2 protein-coding genes and 1 pseudogene are annotated in these 19886 nt (G+C 53.6%); all 3 read left to right on the forward strand.

Annotation, left to right across the window (positions count from 1 at the left end; genetic code table 11):
* Positions 1–5 precede the first annotated feature (5 nt).
* Positions 6–671: a response regulator transcription factor gene (locus HED22_RS01655; RefSeq protein ID WP_167718207.1), complete on the forward strand. Its 666-nt coding sequence runs from the start codon at positions 6–8 to the stop codon at positions 669–671.
* Positions 668–2089 (forward strand): sensor histidine kinase, encoded by a 1422-nt coding sequence (locus tag HED22_RS01660; protein WP_167718210.1) that lies wholly within the window; start codon positions 668–670, stop codon positions 2087–2089. The genes HED22_RS01655 and HED22_RS01660 overlap by 4 nt, the downstream gene beginning before the upstream one ends.
* Positions 2090–3089: 1000 nt before the next feature.
* Positions 3090–19880: pseudogene (locus HED22_RS01665) on the forward strand (amino acid adenylation domain-containing protein).
* The last annotated feature ends 6 nt before the right edge of the window (positions 19881–19886 follow it).

A 19886-nucleotide genomic window follows, 5' to 3' on the forward strand; every position in this document is an offset into this window, starting at 1 on the left:
AAACAATGAGAGTCCTTGTCGTCGAAGATCATGCAGCACTTGCTGATGGAATTTGTGGTTCTCTGCGCCAGGCCGGTTATGCGGTTGATGTGATTGCCGATGGCGAGGAAGCCGATGACGTCTTGCGCACCCAGGAATACGATTTGGTGGTACTTGATTTGAACCTGCCGAAACTGGATGGCCTGGAGATCCTCAAACGTCTGCGGCATCGGGGATCTGAGAGTGCTGTCCTTATCCTGACCGCGCGCGGTGATATCGAAGACCGGGTTAAGGGGTTGGATCTTGGCGCTGATGATTATCTCGCCAAGCCGTTCGAACTGGTCGAGCTTGAAGCGCGGGTGAGGGCGCTGATGCGGCGCAACGCCGGAACTCACAACACGCAGATCAAGTGCGGCAAACTCAGTTTCGATACTGTGGCGCGCCGGGTGACGATTGACGGCGGTGATGTCGATATTCCCCGGCGAGAGCTCAATATCCTTGAAATCCTGTTGATGCGGATCGGGCATGTTCTGAGCAAGGAACAGATCGTCGACCAATTGGCCGGATTTGAAGATGATATCAGTGCCAACGCGGTCGAACTTTATATCAGCCGCTTGCGCAAGCGGGTTGAGGCAGCAGATGTCAAAATCCAGACCGTGCGTGGTCTTGGTTATCTGTTGAAAAAGACATGAAGTGGCGCAATCGATCCCTCAGACGCAGGCTTGTTATCTCTTTGCTGATCCCGCTTCTGGTGGTTAGCTCCCTGATGCTGCTTGAGGTCCGGACGAATGCAGTTCAGTCGACAAATCAGGCATTTGACCGTGCACTTTTAAGTTCTGCATTAGCAATTGCCGATCGTGTTGTCCTTATTGGCGGCAAGATCGAAGTTGACGTGCCCTATGTCGCGCTTGAGATGCTGACCAGTGCCGCAGAGGACCGGGTTTTCTATCAGGTCAGTACTGCCCAGGGTGAGTTTATTACGGGTTACGAGGATTTACCGCCGGTCCCAGAGAAGTTGCAGCCGTTACGCGAAGAGCCTGTTTTCTATGATGCGGTCTATAATGGTGAGACGGTGCGCATCGGGGCGTTGTCGCGTTATGTTGCGAGTGTGCGAAAAGCAACGCGTTTTCAAGTTCTTGTCGCGGAAACCATGGGGACGCGCACCCGGCTTAGCGAGGATATTCTTGCCAGTGCTGCTGCGCGTCAGATCCTGCTGATCGTAATAGCAGCAATAATCGTGTGGTTCGGGATCGGGCAGGGTCTGAAACCGCTTGCACGGCTGGAAGAAGCACTCAATCGCCGGTCTCCCAGCGATCTCAGGCCAATTTTACACGATGTACCGATAGAAGTCCGTCATCTGGTTGGCGCGATCAACCAGCTTTTTTGGCGGCTTGAAAACAGCCTCAAGACCATGCAGCGGTTCACAGCAGACGCGGCCCATCAACTGAGAACGCCGCTCGCAGCGCTCAGGACCCAGGCGGAGCTTGGCCAGCGTGAGAAAGACCCTGAGAAAGTCCGTCAGATCATGGAGACCATCGCAGCCTCGACGCGGCAGACATCACATCTTGCCAACCAGCTGCTTGCATCCGCCCGTGCAGCACCCGAAGGCCTTGCTGGGCGACCGTTTGACAAGGTTGATCTGTGTGAGATCACCCGTGCAGTAACCGGTTCCAAGGTGCCGGCTGCGATCGAACGCGGCATTGACCTTGGCTACGAAGGCATGACCGACCCGGCAATGATCATGGGCGATGCAACCCTGATCGAGGAGCTTTTGAAAAACCTTGTGCATAATGCACTGACATATTGTCCCAGTGGCAGCGCAGTAACGGTCAGGCTCGAACAGGACGAAGCGGCAGGCGCGGTAACATTAACTGTGGAGGATAATGGTCCCGGGATTCCGGTTGAGCATCGCAAGGATGTCTTCAAGCGGTTTTACCGCATGAATGATGCCGGATATGATGAAGGGTGCGGTTTGGGGCTGTCCATCGTCAAAGAGATAGCCGCACGTCATGACACCAAGGTGAGATTGACCGAACCGAAAGCCCATAGCGGCTGCATCTTTAGTGTCAGCTTTGCGCTTGCAGGTGACTGTGAGAGCGCTGATGTTTGAAGTGATATAAGCACGCTCGCGCGAGAGCATAAGACCGTAAGCGATTGAAGTTTTTAGTGATTATATGGATATCACATAGTTTATTATTTGTCATAATATATATTATAGAACTACTGGGTGGTATATTATAGTGTCGCGTTCAGATTGATGAGATGCCCTTTTTCGGTTGGTTCTAAGTTCGAATCACTCTCAGGCAAGCTTGCAGCGATTGATCGCTTGTATCGCTTTGTCGCGGACTAAAGCTTGGAAAACAGTTTTCGAATTTGTCCGCGAGATTTTAGCGCGCAATCACGATCGAAAACCTGAACTCTGACACTTCATTTGACAATCTCAATCAGCAGCGAAAACGAATTGAACGCCTGGATGCCAGCCTGAATGCAAAACGGCGTCCTCGCAGGCGCCTATGCATGCCCTACCCGCTAGTGCCTTTGAGGATCTGGTCGAAAACCCCGGTTAATTACATAAAAAATGATGCAATTGCTCTCCTGACACCACCATTCCTTGGCGTTGTCTTGCCGTCATAGTGCAGCCCCACCCGATAGTATCATCGGTTAGACTTATAAGGGTGTGGCGCCGTTCATCGGACTGCATGTTGTTGGCATGGAGGCTATCCGGCTTTGGACGGTATTGGTGAGATGGTTGCCTGCAAGACACAAAAAAATTTGAACACCGGGCTCAAAACAATACGGGCCTCACCATATCTAACGTCTTATTCCACAATCACTATTATCAGGTCTTCGCTTCGCAATTGCGAGATCGTCCTGCAAGGAAGCCCTTAGATCACCTTGGAAAATACCATCAACAGTTAACGCAAATTTGCGCTAACGCACTTGAAAACAAGGCAGAAAGAAAGGCATAGTGGAAACTGCAGATTGAGGGGGAAATCAAAAAACTCAACGCAAAAAAAGCTAAACCGGAATGCTGACGTTCGGTTGGAAATCTTGATTGCGATTAATAACGTTTAAGGGATCGGACGTTGCAAGAAGAACAAAGAGACGTCTTGGCAGGGACTGACAACACATTTTATCCCCTGACATCACCACAGGCCGCTATCTGGCTGGATATGGTCCGGGGGCATGATCCGTCACGCTACAATATTTGCAACGTTTTTGATTTTGAAGGCACGCTTGATGTCGGAAAGTTGCGTCAGGCAATCGTTCAGACAGATCGCGAAAATGACGCACTTAGACTGTGCTTTGCAATCCGCAATGGCGAATTACAGCAACATTTCGCCCCCACCAACCGCCCTATTGAGTTTGAGGTGGTTGATCTTCAGTTCGAAGACGATCCAGAATGCATTGCCCGCCAAAAGGTCGCGCAATTTCGTGAACGTGTTTTCGATCTGGAAAATGGCGAGAATTGCCGCCACCAGGTTTTGCGCCTTGGTGAAACCCGTTACTGGTGGGTTCGCGTCTATCATCACATTGTGTGCGACGGGTATGGCGGCCATCTTATGGCCGAACGCAATGCTGCCATATACAACGCGCTCAAGAATGATGGAGCCATTCCTGACTGCCCTTTCAAATCCTATCGCGCGTTCATAGAAACGGACAACGCCTATCCGCAAACTGCGACATATGTACGCGATGTCGCTTATTGGCGTGAACGCCTGACCCCTGATAGATCACCAACAAGTGTGACAACACTACCGATCAACGCGCCTCAAAAAGATGCGCAGGTAGTGATCCCGCTTTCGACAGAAACCCTTGACGTGCTTAATGCGACGGCACGCAATGTGGGCACGACTCCCACCGCAATCCTGATGGGCCTTTTCGCCGTATTCCTGGGCAAGGTCACGGGCGAGCGGGAGCCGATGTGGAACTTGCCCATTCTCAACAGATTAGGGCGGGAAGAACGTGAAACGCCGGGAGCGTTTTCGTGCATAATCCCCTACTCGGTCAAATTGGATGAACAGAAAAGCATTCTGGAATTAAGCGATCAGATATTCAAGCAATCACGCCGCGACATTCGCCATGTCAGAATGAGCCCTGTGCGTATGCGTGATGCCGGACTTGGCCTTCGTAGCCTGACAGCGACCGGCGCGACCTTTAACAGTCTGGACGCCGCAACCGCGGTCCATTTTGACGACCTTTCTGTCAGAAGAATCAACGTCTATCACGGCCCTGCCGATGATATCGGGCTGGCATTTTTCTCAGAGACAATTTCTCCATCCGAACAAAAATCCGAGTTGATCTGGCAATATGATGCCAACCGCATTGACGCCCAGACGACACAGGCATTGACGACCGCGTTTTCCCGATTGCTTGATATCGTTTTGGCAAACCCGGACCAAAAAATTGGCGTGTTACTTGATCAGATAGACATTGATCCCGTCCATATCGAAGCCCTTCGTCCCAAGGGTTCCAACGAAAGCTTTGCCAAACGGCTTGCGACCTATGTGAAGGATGTCTGGGCGGGAATTCTTGAGATTGATGATCTCGAGCTTGATGAGAATTTGATTGTGGCGGGCGCCCATTCGCTTTTGCTTCCACGGGCGCAAAGCATGTTTGCTGAACTGGCTGACCGGGCCGTCAAGCTTGAGGAAATGCATGAATACCCGACCGCCCAGAGCTTTGCCGACAATCTGATCAACACAAGCCCGTATTTGGATGAAACACGCCTGAAGGCCGCCATCGACCGTCTTGGCGCACACAGCACCAATGCAAAAACGGCAGTAAAGCCATCAGTCCCGCTGCAATGGCAGGATGGTACAATTATCTTGCCATTCGCGTCCAAAAGCCGAGATGAGCTTGATAAAAGTCTCAGCACTGCACTTCGCCGCCTTGAACAAGGTGCCGCACCGGAAAACCTTGTTGATCTGGGGCAAGCAACGACGGATCAGTCTGAAAGCTGCGAACGTTCTGTCATTGTCGGAACGACTACCGACAGCATCATCAAATCCCTTGGTAATCCGGATGATCATGGTCATCTGACAGGGCGCGTTGATGCACCCCAAAATTCTGTCATTCTGCTCTTCCCCGGTCAGGGGTCTCAACGCCCTGGCATGACGCGCGCACTTTACGATGCTGATCCAGTATCGGCGCAATTGATCGATGCTGCCTGCAAATCGGTTGTGCGCCACATCGGCCCTCCTGATTTGCGCGACTTGTTGCTTTATGCTGATCAAAGCACGGCCAATATCGAGAAACTCACACGGACCGATTACGCGCAGCCTGCCCTGTTCATTAACGAATACACCAAGGCAAGCTGGCTGATGCGCCTTGGCATCAAGCCGACAGCCCTGCTTGGGCATAGCATTGGCGAATATGTCGCTGCCTGTCTGGCAGGTGTCATGCAATTTGAGGATGCCTTGCGACTTGTCGTCATACGCGGCAAGTTGATGAGCCAAACCGAGCCGGGTGCAATGTTTGCGCTGTCGATGAGCGAAGATGACGTCGACGAAATCCTGACAAGGTTTGGCTCGGATTTATCCCTGGCAGCGAAGAATGGCCCCCGACAATTTGTTGTGGCCGGTAGCCTGTCTGTTATTGACGCGGTTGAAGCACATATCGCCGAGACTGGCAAAAAAGGCCGCCGCCTTATTGTCTCGCGTGCATTTCATTCAAAAATGATGGAACCGGTCCTCGATCGTTTCCGCAATGCTTTCGACCAGATCGAATTGCACGCCCCAACGATTGAAATACAATCAAATCTGACGGGCACAGCCCTTCGCCCGGAAGAGGCAACCAACCCGGATTACTGGGTTTCCCACCTCCGAAATGCAGTTCGGTTTGCCGACAACATCAATCAACTCAAAACATCCCATCCCGACGCCCTGTATGTTGAATGCGGCTTTGGAAATACCGCGAGCCGCTTGGCAAACGTCAATGGTATTGCATCAACCCAGTGCATTGCCTTGCAAACTGATCTTAACGCGGGCGGTGCCGACGCGGACCAGCAGGGATCCCCTAACCCACTGGCCATCGGGCTCGCGAACTTATGGCTACATGGGGTTGGAATTGAGTTTGGTGATGGTTCCGCGGACCCAACCTATCCGTGGGCACAAGTAGAAGACGAACGCGGCGCGGTTATCACCTCATTCCAGCCGCATCCCGCGGTTGCCGGTCAGTGGCTCGCGCGTCGTGATCTTCCACCGGATGACAGCTATCACATCGTTGTCAGTTTCCGTCTGCCCGTTGGCACATCGTTTGACGCCCTGAAAACCGCGTTCGAAAAAGTCATCGCGTCTTGTGATTCATTCCGTTCAACCTTCGTTGAGCGAAATGGCGAACTGGTTCAGCGTGTGCATGAAAGCATGCCGGTTCCAATCAATGTTGTCGAGCGTCTTGAAGACATTCGTCATGGGCTTTTCGATCTTGAAAACGGGCCACTGTTACGCGTTGGTTACTTGGTGCAGACGAATGTTTCGCCACCAATTGTGGTCGTTGCCATTGACCATATATGTTTTGATGGACAATCCCTGCCGCTTCTTGAGCAAGCGGTTATCGCGGCACTTGGCAACGGTGGATCAGAACTTTCCAAGCAGAATTCAAGGGAAATTGCGAAGCTTTCGATCAAGGCGCTTGAGGGCCAGCGTGGACAGATTGGCGCGGCGTTCTGGAAAGAACGTAGTGAGCTTTTGTTGATTCCTTCGCTGCCCAAAAATGCCGAGGCCAGAGCCAGCAACACGGTAAAACGGTGCTTTATTCAACTTGACGAAGCCCAGGTAAACGCGCTGGAGACTGTCAGAACCCACCTGGGAACGGCAACACCAACAGCGCTTTGGAATGCGTTGGTTTTAGCGACGGTAGCACATTACAAAACCGGTAATGCCGCCGTCATCGGGCAGCCGTTTTCCGGACGTGTCGGGCCAGAAACACGCGAAGCAATTGGGTGCTTTGCCAATGTTCTGCCCATTGCGATCAAGCCAGATATGTCAGCCGGAATTGGCGTACTTGCGCAGCAAATCAGTCGCGAAATGCTGTCGATCATGGATGTTCAGGATTACCCGCTGTCACGGATCATCAAGGATCTTTCTGTCATTGAACAGGGACACGTGGACCTTCCATTCGATATCGTGAGCACGATCGAGATCAATCCCGATCTGTATGAAATCGATGAGGTCGACTTTGGCGGCGGAAAGTTCCCGTTGATGGCAACGCTTGCCAAGTTTGGCGCGGGTACGTTCCTGTCGATCGAGCATTTCACATCCATTTACAGCGAAAGCTGGGCAGAACGCTTTGCCCATAGCCTGCTTACACTCATCACATCCTTGGCGGAAAACCCTGACAAGTCGCTTAGCGCTGTTGATGTCTTGCCCGCAGGCGAACGCAACCGACTGATCAACGAGTTCAACGATACCGCATCGGAATACCCACGCGATGAGGGGCTTGGCAGTTTGCTTGCCAAGCAGATTACCGATGATCGACGGGCCCACAAAACCGCAATTGACGACGGCGAGACCCGGATTACCTATGCCGAGCTTGGCATTCTATTATCCGATATTTCCGGCAAGCTTGCTCAGATTGGTGTCAAAGCTGGCGATACGGTCGCCTTTGCGTCTGAACGTAACCTTGATGCCATTTTGACGATGCTTGGCATTGTCTGGCATGGCGCGGTTTACTTGCCAATTGACAAGTCGCTACCTGCGAATGCCATCGCCGAGCTGATGGAAGAATGCGGGGCAACTACACTGCTGTTTGATGCGGCGGAAAAAGATCGTCTGGAAAAGCTATCGGATCGCTTCAAAGTCGCGTCATTGCCCAAAGGTGATTTGAAATCCGGTGTCGAGTTCAAAGCCCCGGACGAACGCTGCGGTGATGACCTTGCCTATGTCATGTTCACATCTGGATCGACCGGCAAGCCCAAGGGCGTTCTGGTGCCCAACCGGGGCATTGTCCGTCTTGTTGTGAACAACAAAACACTTCCGTTCGACGAACATGATGTGATTGCACAGGCCGCATCGCTTGGCTTTGACGCGGCCACACTGGAAATCTGGGCAGCACTTCTAAATGGTGGGCGGTTGTTTGTTCTTGAGAACGACGCCCTGTTTGATCTGTCATCGCTTGGCGACAGATTGCGTGATGCAGGCGTTACGACAATGTGGATGACAGCAAGTCTGTTCAACCTGATTGCTGATGTTGCGCCCGAAGCCTTCAAGTCCCTTAAACGGTTGATGAGTGGCGGCGAAGCGCTAAGCCCGGTTCACCTGCGCAAAATCTGGGCGGCCTGCCCTGATGTTGCTCTGATCAACGGGTATGGCCCGACTGAAAACACCACATTCACCTGTACTCACCTGATTAAGGAACATGATCTGGAAACCGGGTTGGTCCCGATTGGCCAGCCGATTGGCAATACACGGGTCTATGTTTTGGATGATGGTGGTCATTTGGTTCCGACCGGTGTCTGGGGTGAGCTGTATGCCGCAGGTGATGGGCTGGCCCTTGGCTATACCGGTGCGCCTGAACGTACTGAGAGTGCATTTGTTCAGATCCCCGGCATTGATGAAGAACGGCTTTATAAGACCGGTGACCGGGTGCGCTGGTGTGAGGATGGCACCATTGAGTTCGGCGGGCGTGGCGATAGTCAGGTTAAAATTCGTGGCCACCGTATTGAGCTGAATGCGATTGAAGAAAAGCTGCTGGCCCTTGATGACGTCCGCAATGTTTGCGTCATGCCGATTGGTCAAGGCGCGGATGCCTTTTTGGGCGCCGCGATTGCTTCTGATCATGATGCACGGGATGCCTGGGCATCGGTTCTGGCGCGCGACTTCCCCGACTATATGGTGCCTGAACGTTTTGTCGTACTGGAACACTTGCCGGTTAATGCCAATGGCAAAGTGGACCGCAAAAAGCTTCAGGCTGTTCTTGCCGAAGAAGAACAGGTAAACGCGGCTTCACCTGAAAGCGATAATGCGCTGGAACGGTTTGTCATCAATCAGTTTGAGGCCCTTTTCCCGAACAAGACCATTACAGCCGCGACCGATTTCTTTGCCGTTGGCGGTCATAGCCTGATTGCCATGCGACTGGCTGGCGTGATTGAGGAAGAAACAGGCTATCGGCCGAAACTTCAGGAAATCTTCGCAGCACGCACGCCAGCCAATATGGCGCTTTTGGCTGCCAAGCATCAAACCCAGCCAAAGCAGACCGCTCTGGCAAGCAAGACGGCGACAAAATTCGCCCTGTCCAGTGGTCAGGCACGTTTGTGGGTTCTGCAGCGTATGGAGCCGGAGCTTGCGGTTTATTCGGTTCCGGTCACACTTGATATTGCGGGCCCCGTCGATGCCGCTGCGCTTCAACGCGCGCTCCATAAGCTTGAACAACGCCAGCATGCGTTGCGCTTGCGGTTTAAATCCGATCCCGATCATCCCGATGGGGTCAGCCAGTATCTGTCACCGGTTGGGTCGCTTGAACTGGTCCATCATCACATGGATGCGGCAGCAGCCGATACCTTCATAGCCACTGAAGCAGTCCGTCCATTTGATCTGAACGATGCATCCATGGTGCGCGCGCATCTGATTACGGTGGCCGAGGATTTCCATTGCCTGATGATTACACTGCATCATGCGATTTGCGATGGATGGTCGATGCCGATCCTGCTTTCAGAGTTGGCAGAACTTTATCGAGCAGAGCTTGCCGGCACGGCAGCAGAACTTCCCAAAATCGAACGCCACTACGAAGATTTCGTTGCCTGGCAGCGTGACTATTTGAATGGTCCTGAGGGTCAAGCGGCCCTAGGACGTTGGAAAGAACGTCTGGCACAATTGCCCGAGCCGCTTAATCTGCCGACCGATTTCCCGCGTCCGGCCGAACGTAAATTTGCCGGTGATTTCTATGAGTTCGAATTGGGTGCTGCAACAACCCGACTGATCGAGCAAACCGCTCAGAGATATGGCGTAACCGCCTTTAACACCCTGACCGCACTTTTGCAGGTCTTGCTCTATCGTCATTGCGGTCAAAGCGATGTTGCGATGGGCATGCTGGTTGCGGGGCGTGAACATTCATCGCTTGATCGGCTTGTCGGGTTCTTTGTGAACACGGTTTTGATCCGTCAGAAACTTGATCCAGATGCACGATTTGAAAGCCATCTGGCGCAGACGCAAAAGGTCGTTCTGGATGCGGTTGCGGATCATGCCATCCCGTTTGAGGATGTGGTCAACGCGGTCAAGGCGCCGCGCGATCTGTCACGCAATCCGTTGTTCGATGTTCTGGTAGCCTGGCAAGATAACCTTCCGGGTGGCGCGAAGCTTGGCGATGCCAACGCAACCGTTCGGGAGATTGAATTCCCGTTCTCCAAGTTCGATCTTGGTTTCTATTTCTGGCGCGATGACAGTGCGCTGTGTGGATCGATCGAATTTGATACCGGGTTGTTCGAACGCCCGACCATCGCATCCTTGATCGAGCGACTTGAAACCCTGTGCCAATCAGCACTGGGCGACAGCGTGGACGTACCGCTTTGCGAACTTACCATTCTGCCCGAAAGGGAACGCGCGCAGATTGGGTCCTTTAACGCTACACAAAAAGACCTTCCGATTGATCGCAGCATTTCCGAACCGTTCCTGGATCAGGTTGCAGCAATCCCCGAACGGGTTGCGGTTCAGGATGATGTGGAAGCGCTGAGCTATCATCAGTTTGCCCGTCGTGCTGCGGGTATTGCCAAACTTCTGAAAGACAAGTCGATTAAGCCCGGCGATGTTGTCGGTGTGGCCATTCGCCGGTCGGTCAATATGCTGGCCGCCATTCATGGTATCCTCCTGTCCGGTGCGGCCTACAGCCCGCTTGATCCCGATCATCCCGAACAGCGCCGCAAGGATATGCTTGATGACCTTGGCGACGGTTGGGTGATTACAACATCAGATCTGGCCCACCTGTTTGACGCGGACCGGACCATCCTGGTTGACGGGTCGGAAGATGCCGACATCCCGGCACTTTCAAGCGGCCCGAATGATCTGGCTTATGTACTGTTTACGTCGGGCTCCACCGGCCGTCCCAAAGGGGTTGAGATCGCCCATCGCGGCGTTTTGAACCGTATCTTGTGGATGCAGGATGAATTCCCGCTGGGTACGGATGACGTGATCTTGCAAAAAACGCCGATCACATTTGATGTGTCGGTTTGGGAGCTGTTCTGGTGGTCATGGACCGGATCAAAGGTTGTCCTGCCCCCACCGGGTGCAGAACGTGATCCGGCCCAGATTGCCGATGCGATCCATGACAACCGCGTCACGACCATGCATTTCGTACCATCGATGCTCTCGGCCTTTTTGACCGCGGTTGAGAGCGGTATGGTCGATGTGAACAAGCTGGCATCCCTGCGGCGCGTCTTTGCCAGCGGTGAAGCATTGGATGCTTCCGTTGTTCGCCGTTTCAATGCGCTTTTGTTTGAGCGTTTTGGTACGGAACTTCACAACCTGTATGGTCCGACCGAAGCCACAGTTGATGTCACCTGGCAAGCGTGTTCGCCTCAAACCACAGGTGACGTGGTACCGATCGGCAAACCCATCGCCAATACCACGGTGCAGATCCTGACCAATGATTTCAAACCGCTACCGATTGGTGTCGTGGGCGAGATCATTCTGGGCGGACCGCAAATCGCGCTTGGGTATCGTAACAGGGCCGAACTGAGTGCCGAGAAGTTCCCGGCTGATCCAAGTGATCGCGGTGATCGTCTGTATCGCACGGGTGATCTTGGTCGCTGGCGACGGGATGGAACGGTCGAATATCTTGGCCGTATTGATCATCAGGTCAAAATTCGTGGCTTCCGGATCGAGATTGGCGAGGTTGAAGTCGCACTGGAAAGCCATCCGAACGTGGAACGTGCACCGGTGATTGTCGCGTCGGTTGCGGGGCTGAATGAGCTTCATGCTTTCATTTTGCCATCCGGGAGCATCGATGCGATTTCACTGCGCGATCATCTGCGCAGTCGCCTGCCGGAATATATGATCCCTGCCCGGTTCTTTGCCATTGATCACTTGCCGATGACAAGTAGCGGCAAGGTTGATCGCAAGGCGCTTAAAGGCACGCCAATCCGCGCACGTTCGACAAGTGCGGGTGCTAGGGCACCATTGACGGCATCCGTGACAGCGACCGGTACAGAAAACAGCAAGTCACGTGAAGCAGAAGTCGCGAAGCTTTGGGCAGAAATTTTACCCGAGGTCACGCCAACACGCGATGACGGGTTCTTTGATATTGGTGGCAATTCGCTGTTGCTGCTGCGGTTGTTTGAAAAATTCGAAGCCAATTGGCCCGGTCGTGTCGGAATTGCTGATTTGTTTGCCAATCCGACGATTGCCAAGCAGGCAGAATTGATTTCCGAAGATGCCACGTCGCCGTCAAACTTGGGCACACTGGCGTCAGACGCCCCTATTCTTGCCAATGATGAACCAATTGCCGTGATTGGCATGGCTGTTCAGGTTGCTGGCGCTGACACCATTGACGGGTTCTGGGATGACATTGCCGCGGGTCGCGACCTTGTGCGTGCACTGCCAGAGGCGCGCGAAGCAGATACACGCGAAATCCTGAGCGCGATTGGCAGACCGGTTCCGAACAAGTTCCGCGAGATCGCCTATCTTGATCATTTGTTTGAATTTGATGCGCAGCGTTTCCGCCTGTCGCCGATTGACGCCGGATTACTGGACCCGGAACAACGGTTGTTCCTTGAAACAACACTGATGGCGGTTGAGGATTCCGGTTATGGCGGCAATGCATTGCGTGGCCAGAAAGTTGGCGTCTTTGCCGGTGGTGGCACCAGTCCGGTCTGGCGCATGGCAATGGATCAGATTTCACCGAGCAAGGCCGAGCAAGCTTTTGCGCTAAACGTTCCATCAAACATCGTCACCCGGCTGTCATTCCTGAAAGACTGGCATGGCCCGGCCAATATTGTTGATACCGCATGCTCTTCCACACTCGTCGCCGTTCATCAAGCCTGTCAGCAACTACGCGATGGCAGTTGCACGGTGGCTATCGCCGGTGGGGCGAAAATTCTGCCCTGCCCGCCGGATGCAGACAGTTCCTTTACGATTGATTCGTCAACTGCCCGTACCCGTGCGTTTGACGCCCAAGCCGATGGCACGGGCGTAGGCGAAGGCAGCGTTGTATTTGTTCTCAAACCGCTTAGCAACGCGTTGCAGGATGGCGATACCATCCACGCCATCATCCGTGGCAGTGCGGTTAATCAGGATGGTGCATCAAGCGGGGCCGCCGCCCCCAACCCGCTGATGCAGGCAGAAGTCATACGTGATGCCGCGCGTGCCGCCGATGTCGAACTTTCGACGGTTTCCTATTTCGAGGCACATGGCACCGGAACATCACTTGGCGATCCGATTGAGATTGATGGCCTGACCCGGGCATTCAAGGACCGCGAACCGGCCCAAACCCGTGCCTTCATCGGATCGGGCAAAGGCAATTACGGTCATCTGGACGGTACAGCGGGTGCACTTGGTCTGGCACGTGCAATCATGGTGCTACGCCATGATCAGGCGCCGCCGCAACCTTACTTCGAAGCCCCGAACCCCAAGATCAATTTCGACCGTGCACCAGTTGTGGTGACAAACAAGCTGGCCAAGCTTCCCGATCAGGGAACGCCGCGCCGTGCAGGTGTCAGCTCATTCGGGTTAAGCGGGATCAACGCCCATATTCTGATCGAGGCAGCCCCGGAACGGAGCAAACATTACGAAGCTGATCAAAACAAGGAAGCAGCCTTGGTCTTTGCCCTTTCGGCAGGCAGTCCCGAAGCGCTCCGAACCTATGCAACCAACCTGCATCACCGGATCAGCAATGATGCTAGCCTGTCGCTCAAAGACATTGCCTTCACGCTGGCGACGGGACGTGATCGGTTAAAGCACGGCATCGCCTTTGCGGCGGATCATCGGGCGGATCTTCTTGAACAACTGCTTGATATTGCAACCGGCATTACCACACCGAGCATGCAGGCTGAAAACGCCGATGCGCCAGTCTGCGAAGTTGTCACGGCAAAGACTGCAGACGCAGATAAACAGACCGCACATTATCTGGCAGGTGGTGCGCTGCACTGGCCATCAAACATCAAGGCCCGCCGCCTCTCCTTGCCGCCAGCACCATTCACACGCAAAAGCTTCAAGCCAACCTTTGAAAAGCGCGCCAGAGCCGTTTCAAACGACATGCTTCAAGGGCCGGTTGCTACGCCGAGCGCGCGCGTCTTTAGCGTCGCGATTGATGATCCGCGCTTCTGGCCGTTACAGGATCATAAGCTTAATGGCCAACCGACACTGGTCGGCATGGCGGTCCCTGCCCTGATCGCCAAAGCGGCCACGAAACTGCGTGCAAATGAAACTGCCCCAATCAACATCAGCAATCTGGTCTGGCACACGGCTTTGGTTGCAAACGCGATCCCGGATGGCAATGTGAGCCTGAGCTTTGCTGATGACGGCTCCGTCGAGCTTGGCGGACGCCTTAAGAACGGAAAGTGGCGCGTTTTTGCGACGGCCACTTGGCAGTCGGATCCTCAGGAAATAGTGCCAAAATCAGGCCTTGCGGACATCCGATCCCGTGCAACACTGCAGGTTCCCATCAATGATTTCAGCGGGAAATACGGATCGATCGAAATCAGTGATCGCTGGGACTGTAACCAGTCGCTCCATATTAGCAAACGTCAGGACGCGGCGATCAAGCACCTGCGGCTCAAACCCGAATATCGGGGTGATTTGGCGGACTGGTTGGTTCATCCGGCCCTTGCCGATGTCGCATGCAGCATGCCGTTGATGACGCTTGGTAGTGGATATGTGCCGGTTGGTGTTGATCAGGTCACCGTTTATGGCGTTCAGAGCAACGAAGTCTATGCCTCCTTCGAGCAGTATGAAAACGGGTACGGTGAAGTTGCGCTTTACGACGCCAAGACAGAACAGCTTGTGATGCTGGCCAGTGGCCTGAATTTCGCAAAAAGTGGCGAAAGAGCAGAACAGCTTCGCCCGCAGATTCTTGAAACAGTCTGGCGCATATCGCCTGTATCAACTGCCAACATTCGGGAAGATTTCCTGTTCATCACCGACGCAGACGATTCGTCTTGTCCAACCGGCTATCGGACCATCCGCGTAGATCAGATCGCCAAGGATAGTTTGAGCGGCGTTTCACATGCAGTCCTGATGCTAAGTCCCAATGAAGACAGTGCGCATCGCACGGCAAATGCCCTGCGAAAGATATTACAAAACATGCAGGGTCGCTTGCGCCTGATTGTTACTGGATGCGGTGCGTATGGGATTGACGATGATCTGATTGCCATCAATCCGGTTCAATCCGCAGTAGCAGGTGTGGTGCTTGCGGCAGCAAGGGAAGAACCGCAGCTGCAACTGAGCTATCTCGACATTCCAGACAATGCATTGGTGGACCCGCTTGGTAAAGAATTGGCAATCCCGCCTGCTACCGACCCCATTGTCGTTTACCGCAACGGGCAGCGCTATGTGCGTGATCTGACGGCGGCAACGAGTGATCGCAAAAAGGAACAGACTAGTTGGCCAACGAGTGGTGTTTGCGTTATTACCGGTGGTACAGGTGGTTTCTCGGTCGCGCTGCTCGAAGAATTTGCCAATAATGGCAAGGTCAAGCTGGCTCTGCTTGGCCGTCGCGGCGAAGATGCCCTTGATGATCCTACCAAAGCCAAACTGACCGACCTGCGCAATCAGGGCCTCTCGATTTCAGTTCATGCGTGCGACGTTGCCGACGCGGTTTCCCTTGGCAAAGCGCTTGAGTCTGTTCGCACAAACCATGGTCCGATCCGTGCCGTTGTCCATGCTGCCGGTATTGCCGATGGTGACTTCCTTGTCCGCCGGGATATGGCAAAGTTTGACAATATCCTTGCGGCCAAAATGTTTGGTGCGCTCAACCTTGACCGCCTGACACGTGATGATGCCATTGCGGCATTTGTCATGTTTGGCAGTCTGACGGCAATCAGCGGCGCGCCGGGGCAGACAGCCTATTGCGCGGCCAATGCTTTCCTTGATGGGTTGGCACATCAGCGCAAGGCAGATGGGAAAGCCGCCCTGACGATTGACTGGTGTGCGCTCAGCGAACAGGGCATGGCGGCACGTCATAATGTGCTTTTGGAAGACGGTGCCTGGATTTCCCCGAAAGATGCCAAAACGATCTGGCGTGATGCCATCCGTTTGACGTCCGCGCAATTGACCGTCGTTGACCCGGCATTGGTCCAAACACGTAACGCGGCTCAATCAGATGCCACTCGGAAAGTAGCTAAAGGAGCTCCCCAAAGCGTTGCCCTCAGTGCACGACAACATATCGCAGCGATATGGGCCGAGGCACTTGGTTATGACAGTGTGGATGCCAACGACGACTTCTTTGCTCTGGGTGGGGATTCCATCACCGGTATGCAAATTGTCGATCGCATGAACAACACGCTTGGCACGGAACTGAGCATCTCTGATCTGTTTTCTGCGCCAACAACAGCCGCCATTGCAGAACTCGCTGGTGTGCCTGAGACAGATGTTGCAACGCCTCAGCCTGCACCTTCTATGGAACCTGCGGCGAAAAATGCGCACGGCGCCAAAGCACCGCATGCCGCGATCATCGCGATTTGGGCCGACGCACTGGGCTATGACACGATTGATCTGGATGAGGACTTCTTTGCACTGGGCGGTGATTCCATCACTGGCATGCAAATCGTTGATCGTATAGCCAAGGAACTCGGTCTTGATGTCAGCCTGACGGATCTTTTCGAGCAATCCACGATTAGCAAACTGTCAGCAAAGCTGCTGGGCACAGCTGAAGCGACAAACCCCGACGTTTCAGGTGGCATGAATGAAGCACCCACAGCGTTCACGCCCAAAACGGGCGTCGGTGTTGAACCAACCACAATTGATCCGCGCAAGGCGCCGAAACTTGATCGTTATCCGATTTCGCCAGAGCAACTGTCCGTCCTGAACGCTTCGCAAAAGGGCAATATGGGCACAGCGTTTAACCTGCCGCATGCCTATGTCATAGACCCGTCAGTTGATTTGGAACGCCTGAAAGAGGCGATCCGAGAGGTCACTAAACGCGAGAACGTCCTGCGCACCCGCATTATCCATAATGCGTCTGAAGAAAGCTGGCATATGGGGATCATCGCGCCCGAGGATGCTCTGGCCAGACTTGATCTTGATGTTCGCAGGGTTGAAGGATCTCTAAGTGACGCCTGTGTTGCACAGATACGCCCGTTTGATCTTGATGATGGTGTTCCGGTGCGCTGGATGCTGTTGCAGGATCAATTTGGCAAAACCGCACTGTTCTTTGATATTCACCATGTTCTCGCTGATGGCTTCACAACTGAGCGCATCCTTGGCGAGGTGGTGTATCTTTGCAATGGCAAAGCGCTGCCACCATTGGGGTATCAACTTAACGACTATGCGTGGTGGAGCCAAAACGAAGAAAACACCAAACGCATTGCCGCCGCACGCAACTATTGGCAGTCGATCTATGCCGGAAGTCTTCCCAAACTGGACTTGCCATCGGATCGTCCGCGCCCGGCTTATCACAGCTTTAATGGCGCGATCACATCGCTTGTCATTGATCAGGACCTGCTTGCCAAAGCACGCAAGTTTGCCTCTTCAAATCATGTGACGATGTATACCCTTGTTATGGCAACCTGGTTTACGTTGCTTGGCCGTTTGGCGAAGACCAATGACGTGGTCATCAGTGTTCCTGTTGATGCGCGTGACGCGACAGGCTTTCGCGATACATTGGGCATGATGGTTTCCCTGTTGCCGATGCGCATGCAGTTCGATGGCACAGAGAATGTGGCGGACCTGCTTGCACGCATGCAACGACATCATATCGAAGCGATGCGCCACCGGGCGTACTTCCTGGATCAGTTGCTGCATGACCTGGCACCACCCGCGGCACCGGATCGCACCCTGCTGTCGGAAGTCTCGGTTTCCTACATGAACTTTGAAAGCACTGGTGTCGGGCAAGATATCGTCAAGATTGCGTCAGAAGGCATTGATGTCCATCGTCATCACTGCAAGAACGATATCTCGATCTTTGTGCGAGATGTTCCTGAACAGATGACCGTGGCACTCGATTATTACGCCGACATGTTTGATCGCAGTTCCATGAACGACCTGTGTCGCGCCTTTGCCGCGACCCTTGAGCATATGGTGACCTCCGAAACCCGATTGATCCGGGATATCGACTTTGTGTCTGGATCACCGCTTTCCAAACTGCGCCACTGGCACAATGAGCCCGAAACGCAAGCTGGTGCGATGTCGAGCCCCGCGATATTGAATGCGAATAGCTCAGAAACTGTCAGTGTGATCGCAGAGATCTTCAGCGAAGTTTTCAAAAAGCAGATCACTGATCCTGCGACAAGTTTCGTCAAGCTTGGCGGCCACAGCCTGCTTGCGATCCGGATCGTCAACCGTATTGCTGATCGCACCGGTTCACGTATCAGTATGGCGGACTTCTTTGCCCATCCGACCGTCGCCGGACTTGCGGAACTGATTGATCGCAACCAAGGCGACGAAACGAACCAACAAGACGCACGCATTCCCATTGCCCCTGACATGGCCGTTTATCCGGCAAGCCACGCGCAGAAGCGCCTTTATCTGTTGTCCGAAATGGCACATGACAGTGGTGCGTATGGCATGCTCTATGTCCTGCGCTGTGACGGGACGTTACAACAAGATACCCTAAGGACTGCACTGACAAGTTTGGTGGAACGGCACGAACCACTGCGTACCGCTTTTGAACAAGGCGATGATGGCATTTGCCAACGTATCACCACGGCCTCGGCCCCGGATGTTACGGTTCACAACATTGCAGAGCAGCCCGATCCGGTGCGCGAAGCCCTTCGTATTACCCGTGAAGAGGCTGCCACACCGATCGCTTTGGATCAGCCGCCGCTTATTCGTGCATCAATCATCAATGTCGCGGATGGTGAGCAGCTTCTTGTCATCGCGACGCATCACATTGTCGGTGATGGCTGGTCATCACGCATTCTGGTTCAAGAACTTGGTATTTTCTATCAGGCTGCGCTGAACAATACGGTTGCGGATCTTACGGCCCTTCCAATCACTTACAAGGACTTTGCCTACTGGCAGTCCCAACAGGATTGGTCGGATGCGGCTGATTACTGGCGGGAAAAACTGTCCGGTGCGCCAGAACAGAATTAAATGCCGTTCGACCACAAAAAACCTGATGTTCAATCCTATCGTGGCGCACATGCGCATATGGGGATTGATGATGACGTTCTGGCCGGATTGCATTCTCTTGCACGTGCGCACAATGCGACACTTTCCTCGGTTGGCATGGCGCTGTTCTCTGCGATGTTGTACCGACTGACGCGTCAGGAAGACCTTGTTATCGGCATGGGTGTTGCGGGCCGCGAGAAGACCGAAACCGAAGGCTTGATTGGCTTCTTCGTTAATGTATTGCCAATCCGTGTGCAGCTTGATGCTGACACAGAGCTCGATACATTGATTGACAAGATTCACGTCAATCTGACTGAAGCCCTGGATCGCCAGGATTATCCGTTTGATGAGCTTGTCCGTGCCGTCGCCCCAAAGCGCAACACCAATAGGCAGCCGCTTGTGAATGTGGTGTTTGAATATCAACGGTTTGGTGCACTTGGCGGCGAAGAAACAACGCAGCCAGGCTTGCCCATGCTGGCGCCAGATCAACCGGGTATACTGTCAGACAAAATGGATGCGTTTGTCGACAACGCGACGGCAAAACATGATGTGATCCTTTTCCTGCAAGAAGAAGATGGAAAAGCACGGTTCACATTGGAATATGACACTGATCTGTTTGATTCTGAGACGATGCAGAAATGGCTCGGATTCCTGACAAGGTTTGCTGCTGCAGCAGCGCAGAGCCATACGAATAAGAATGCTTAAAGGGAC

Source organism: Thalassospira sp. HF15 (assembly GCF_011806525.1).
GTDB lineage: Bacteria > Pseudomonadota > Alphaproteobacteria > Rhodospirillales > Thalassospiraceae > Thalassospira.

Coding starts and splice junctions, on each gene's coding strand:
- HED22_RS01660 (WP_167718210.1), top strand. CDS start 668: ATGAAGTGGCGCAATCGATCCCTCAGACGCAGGCTTGTTATCTCTTTG.
- HED22_RS01655 (WP_167718207.1), top strand. CDS start 6: ATGAGAGTCCTTGTCGTCGAAGATCATGCAGCACTTGCTGATGGAATT.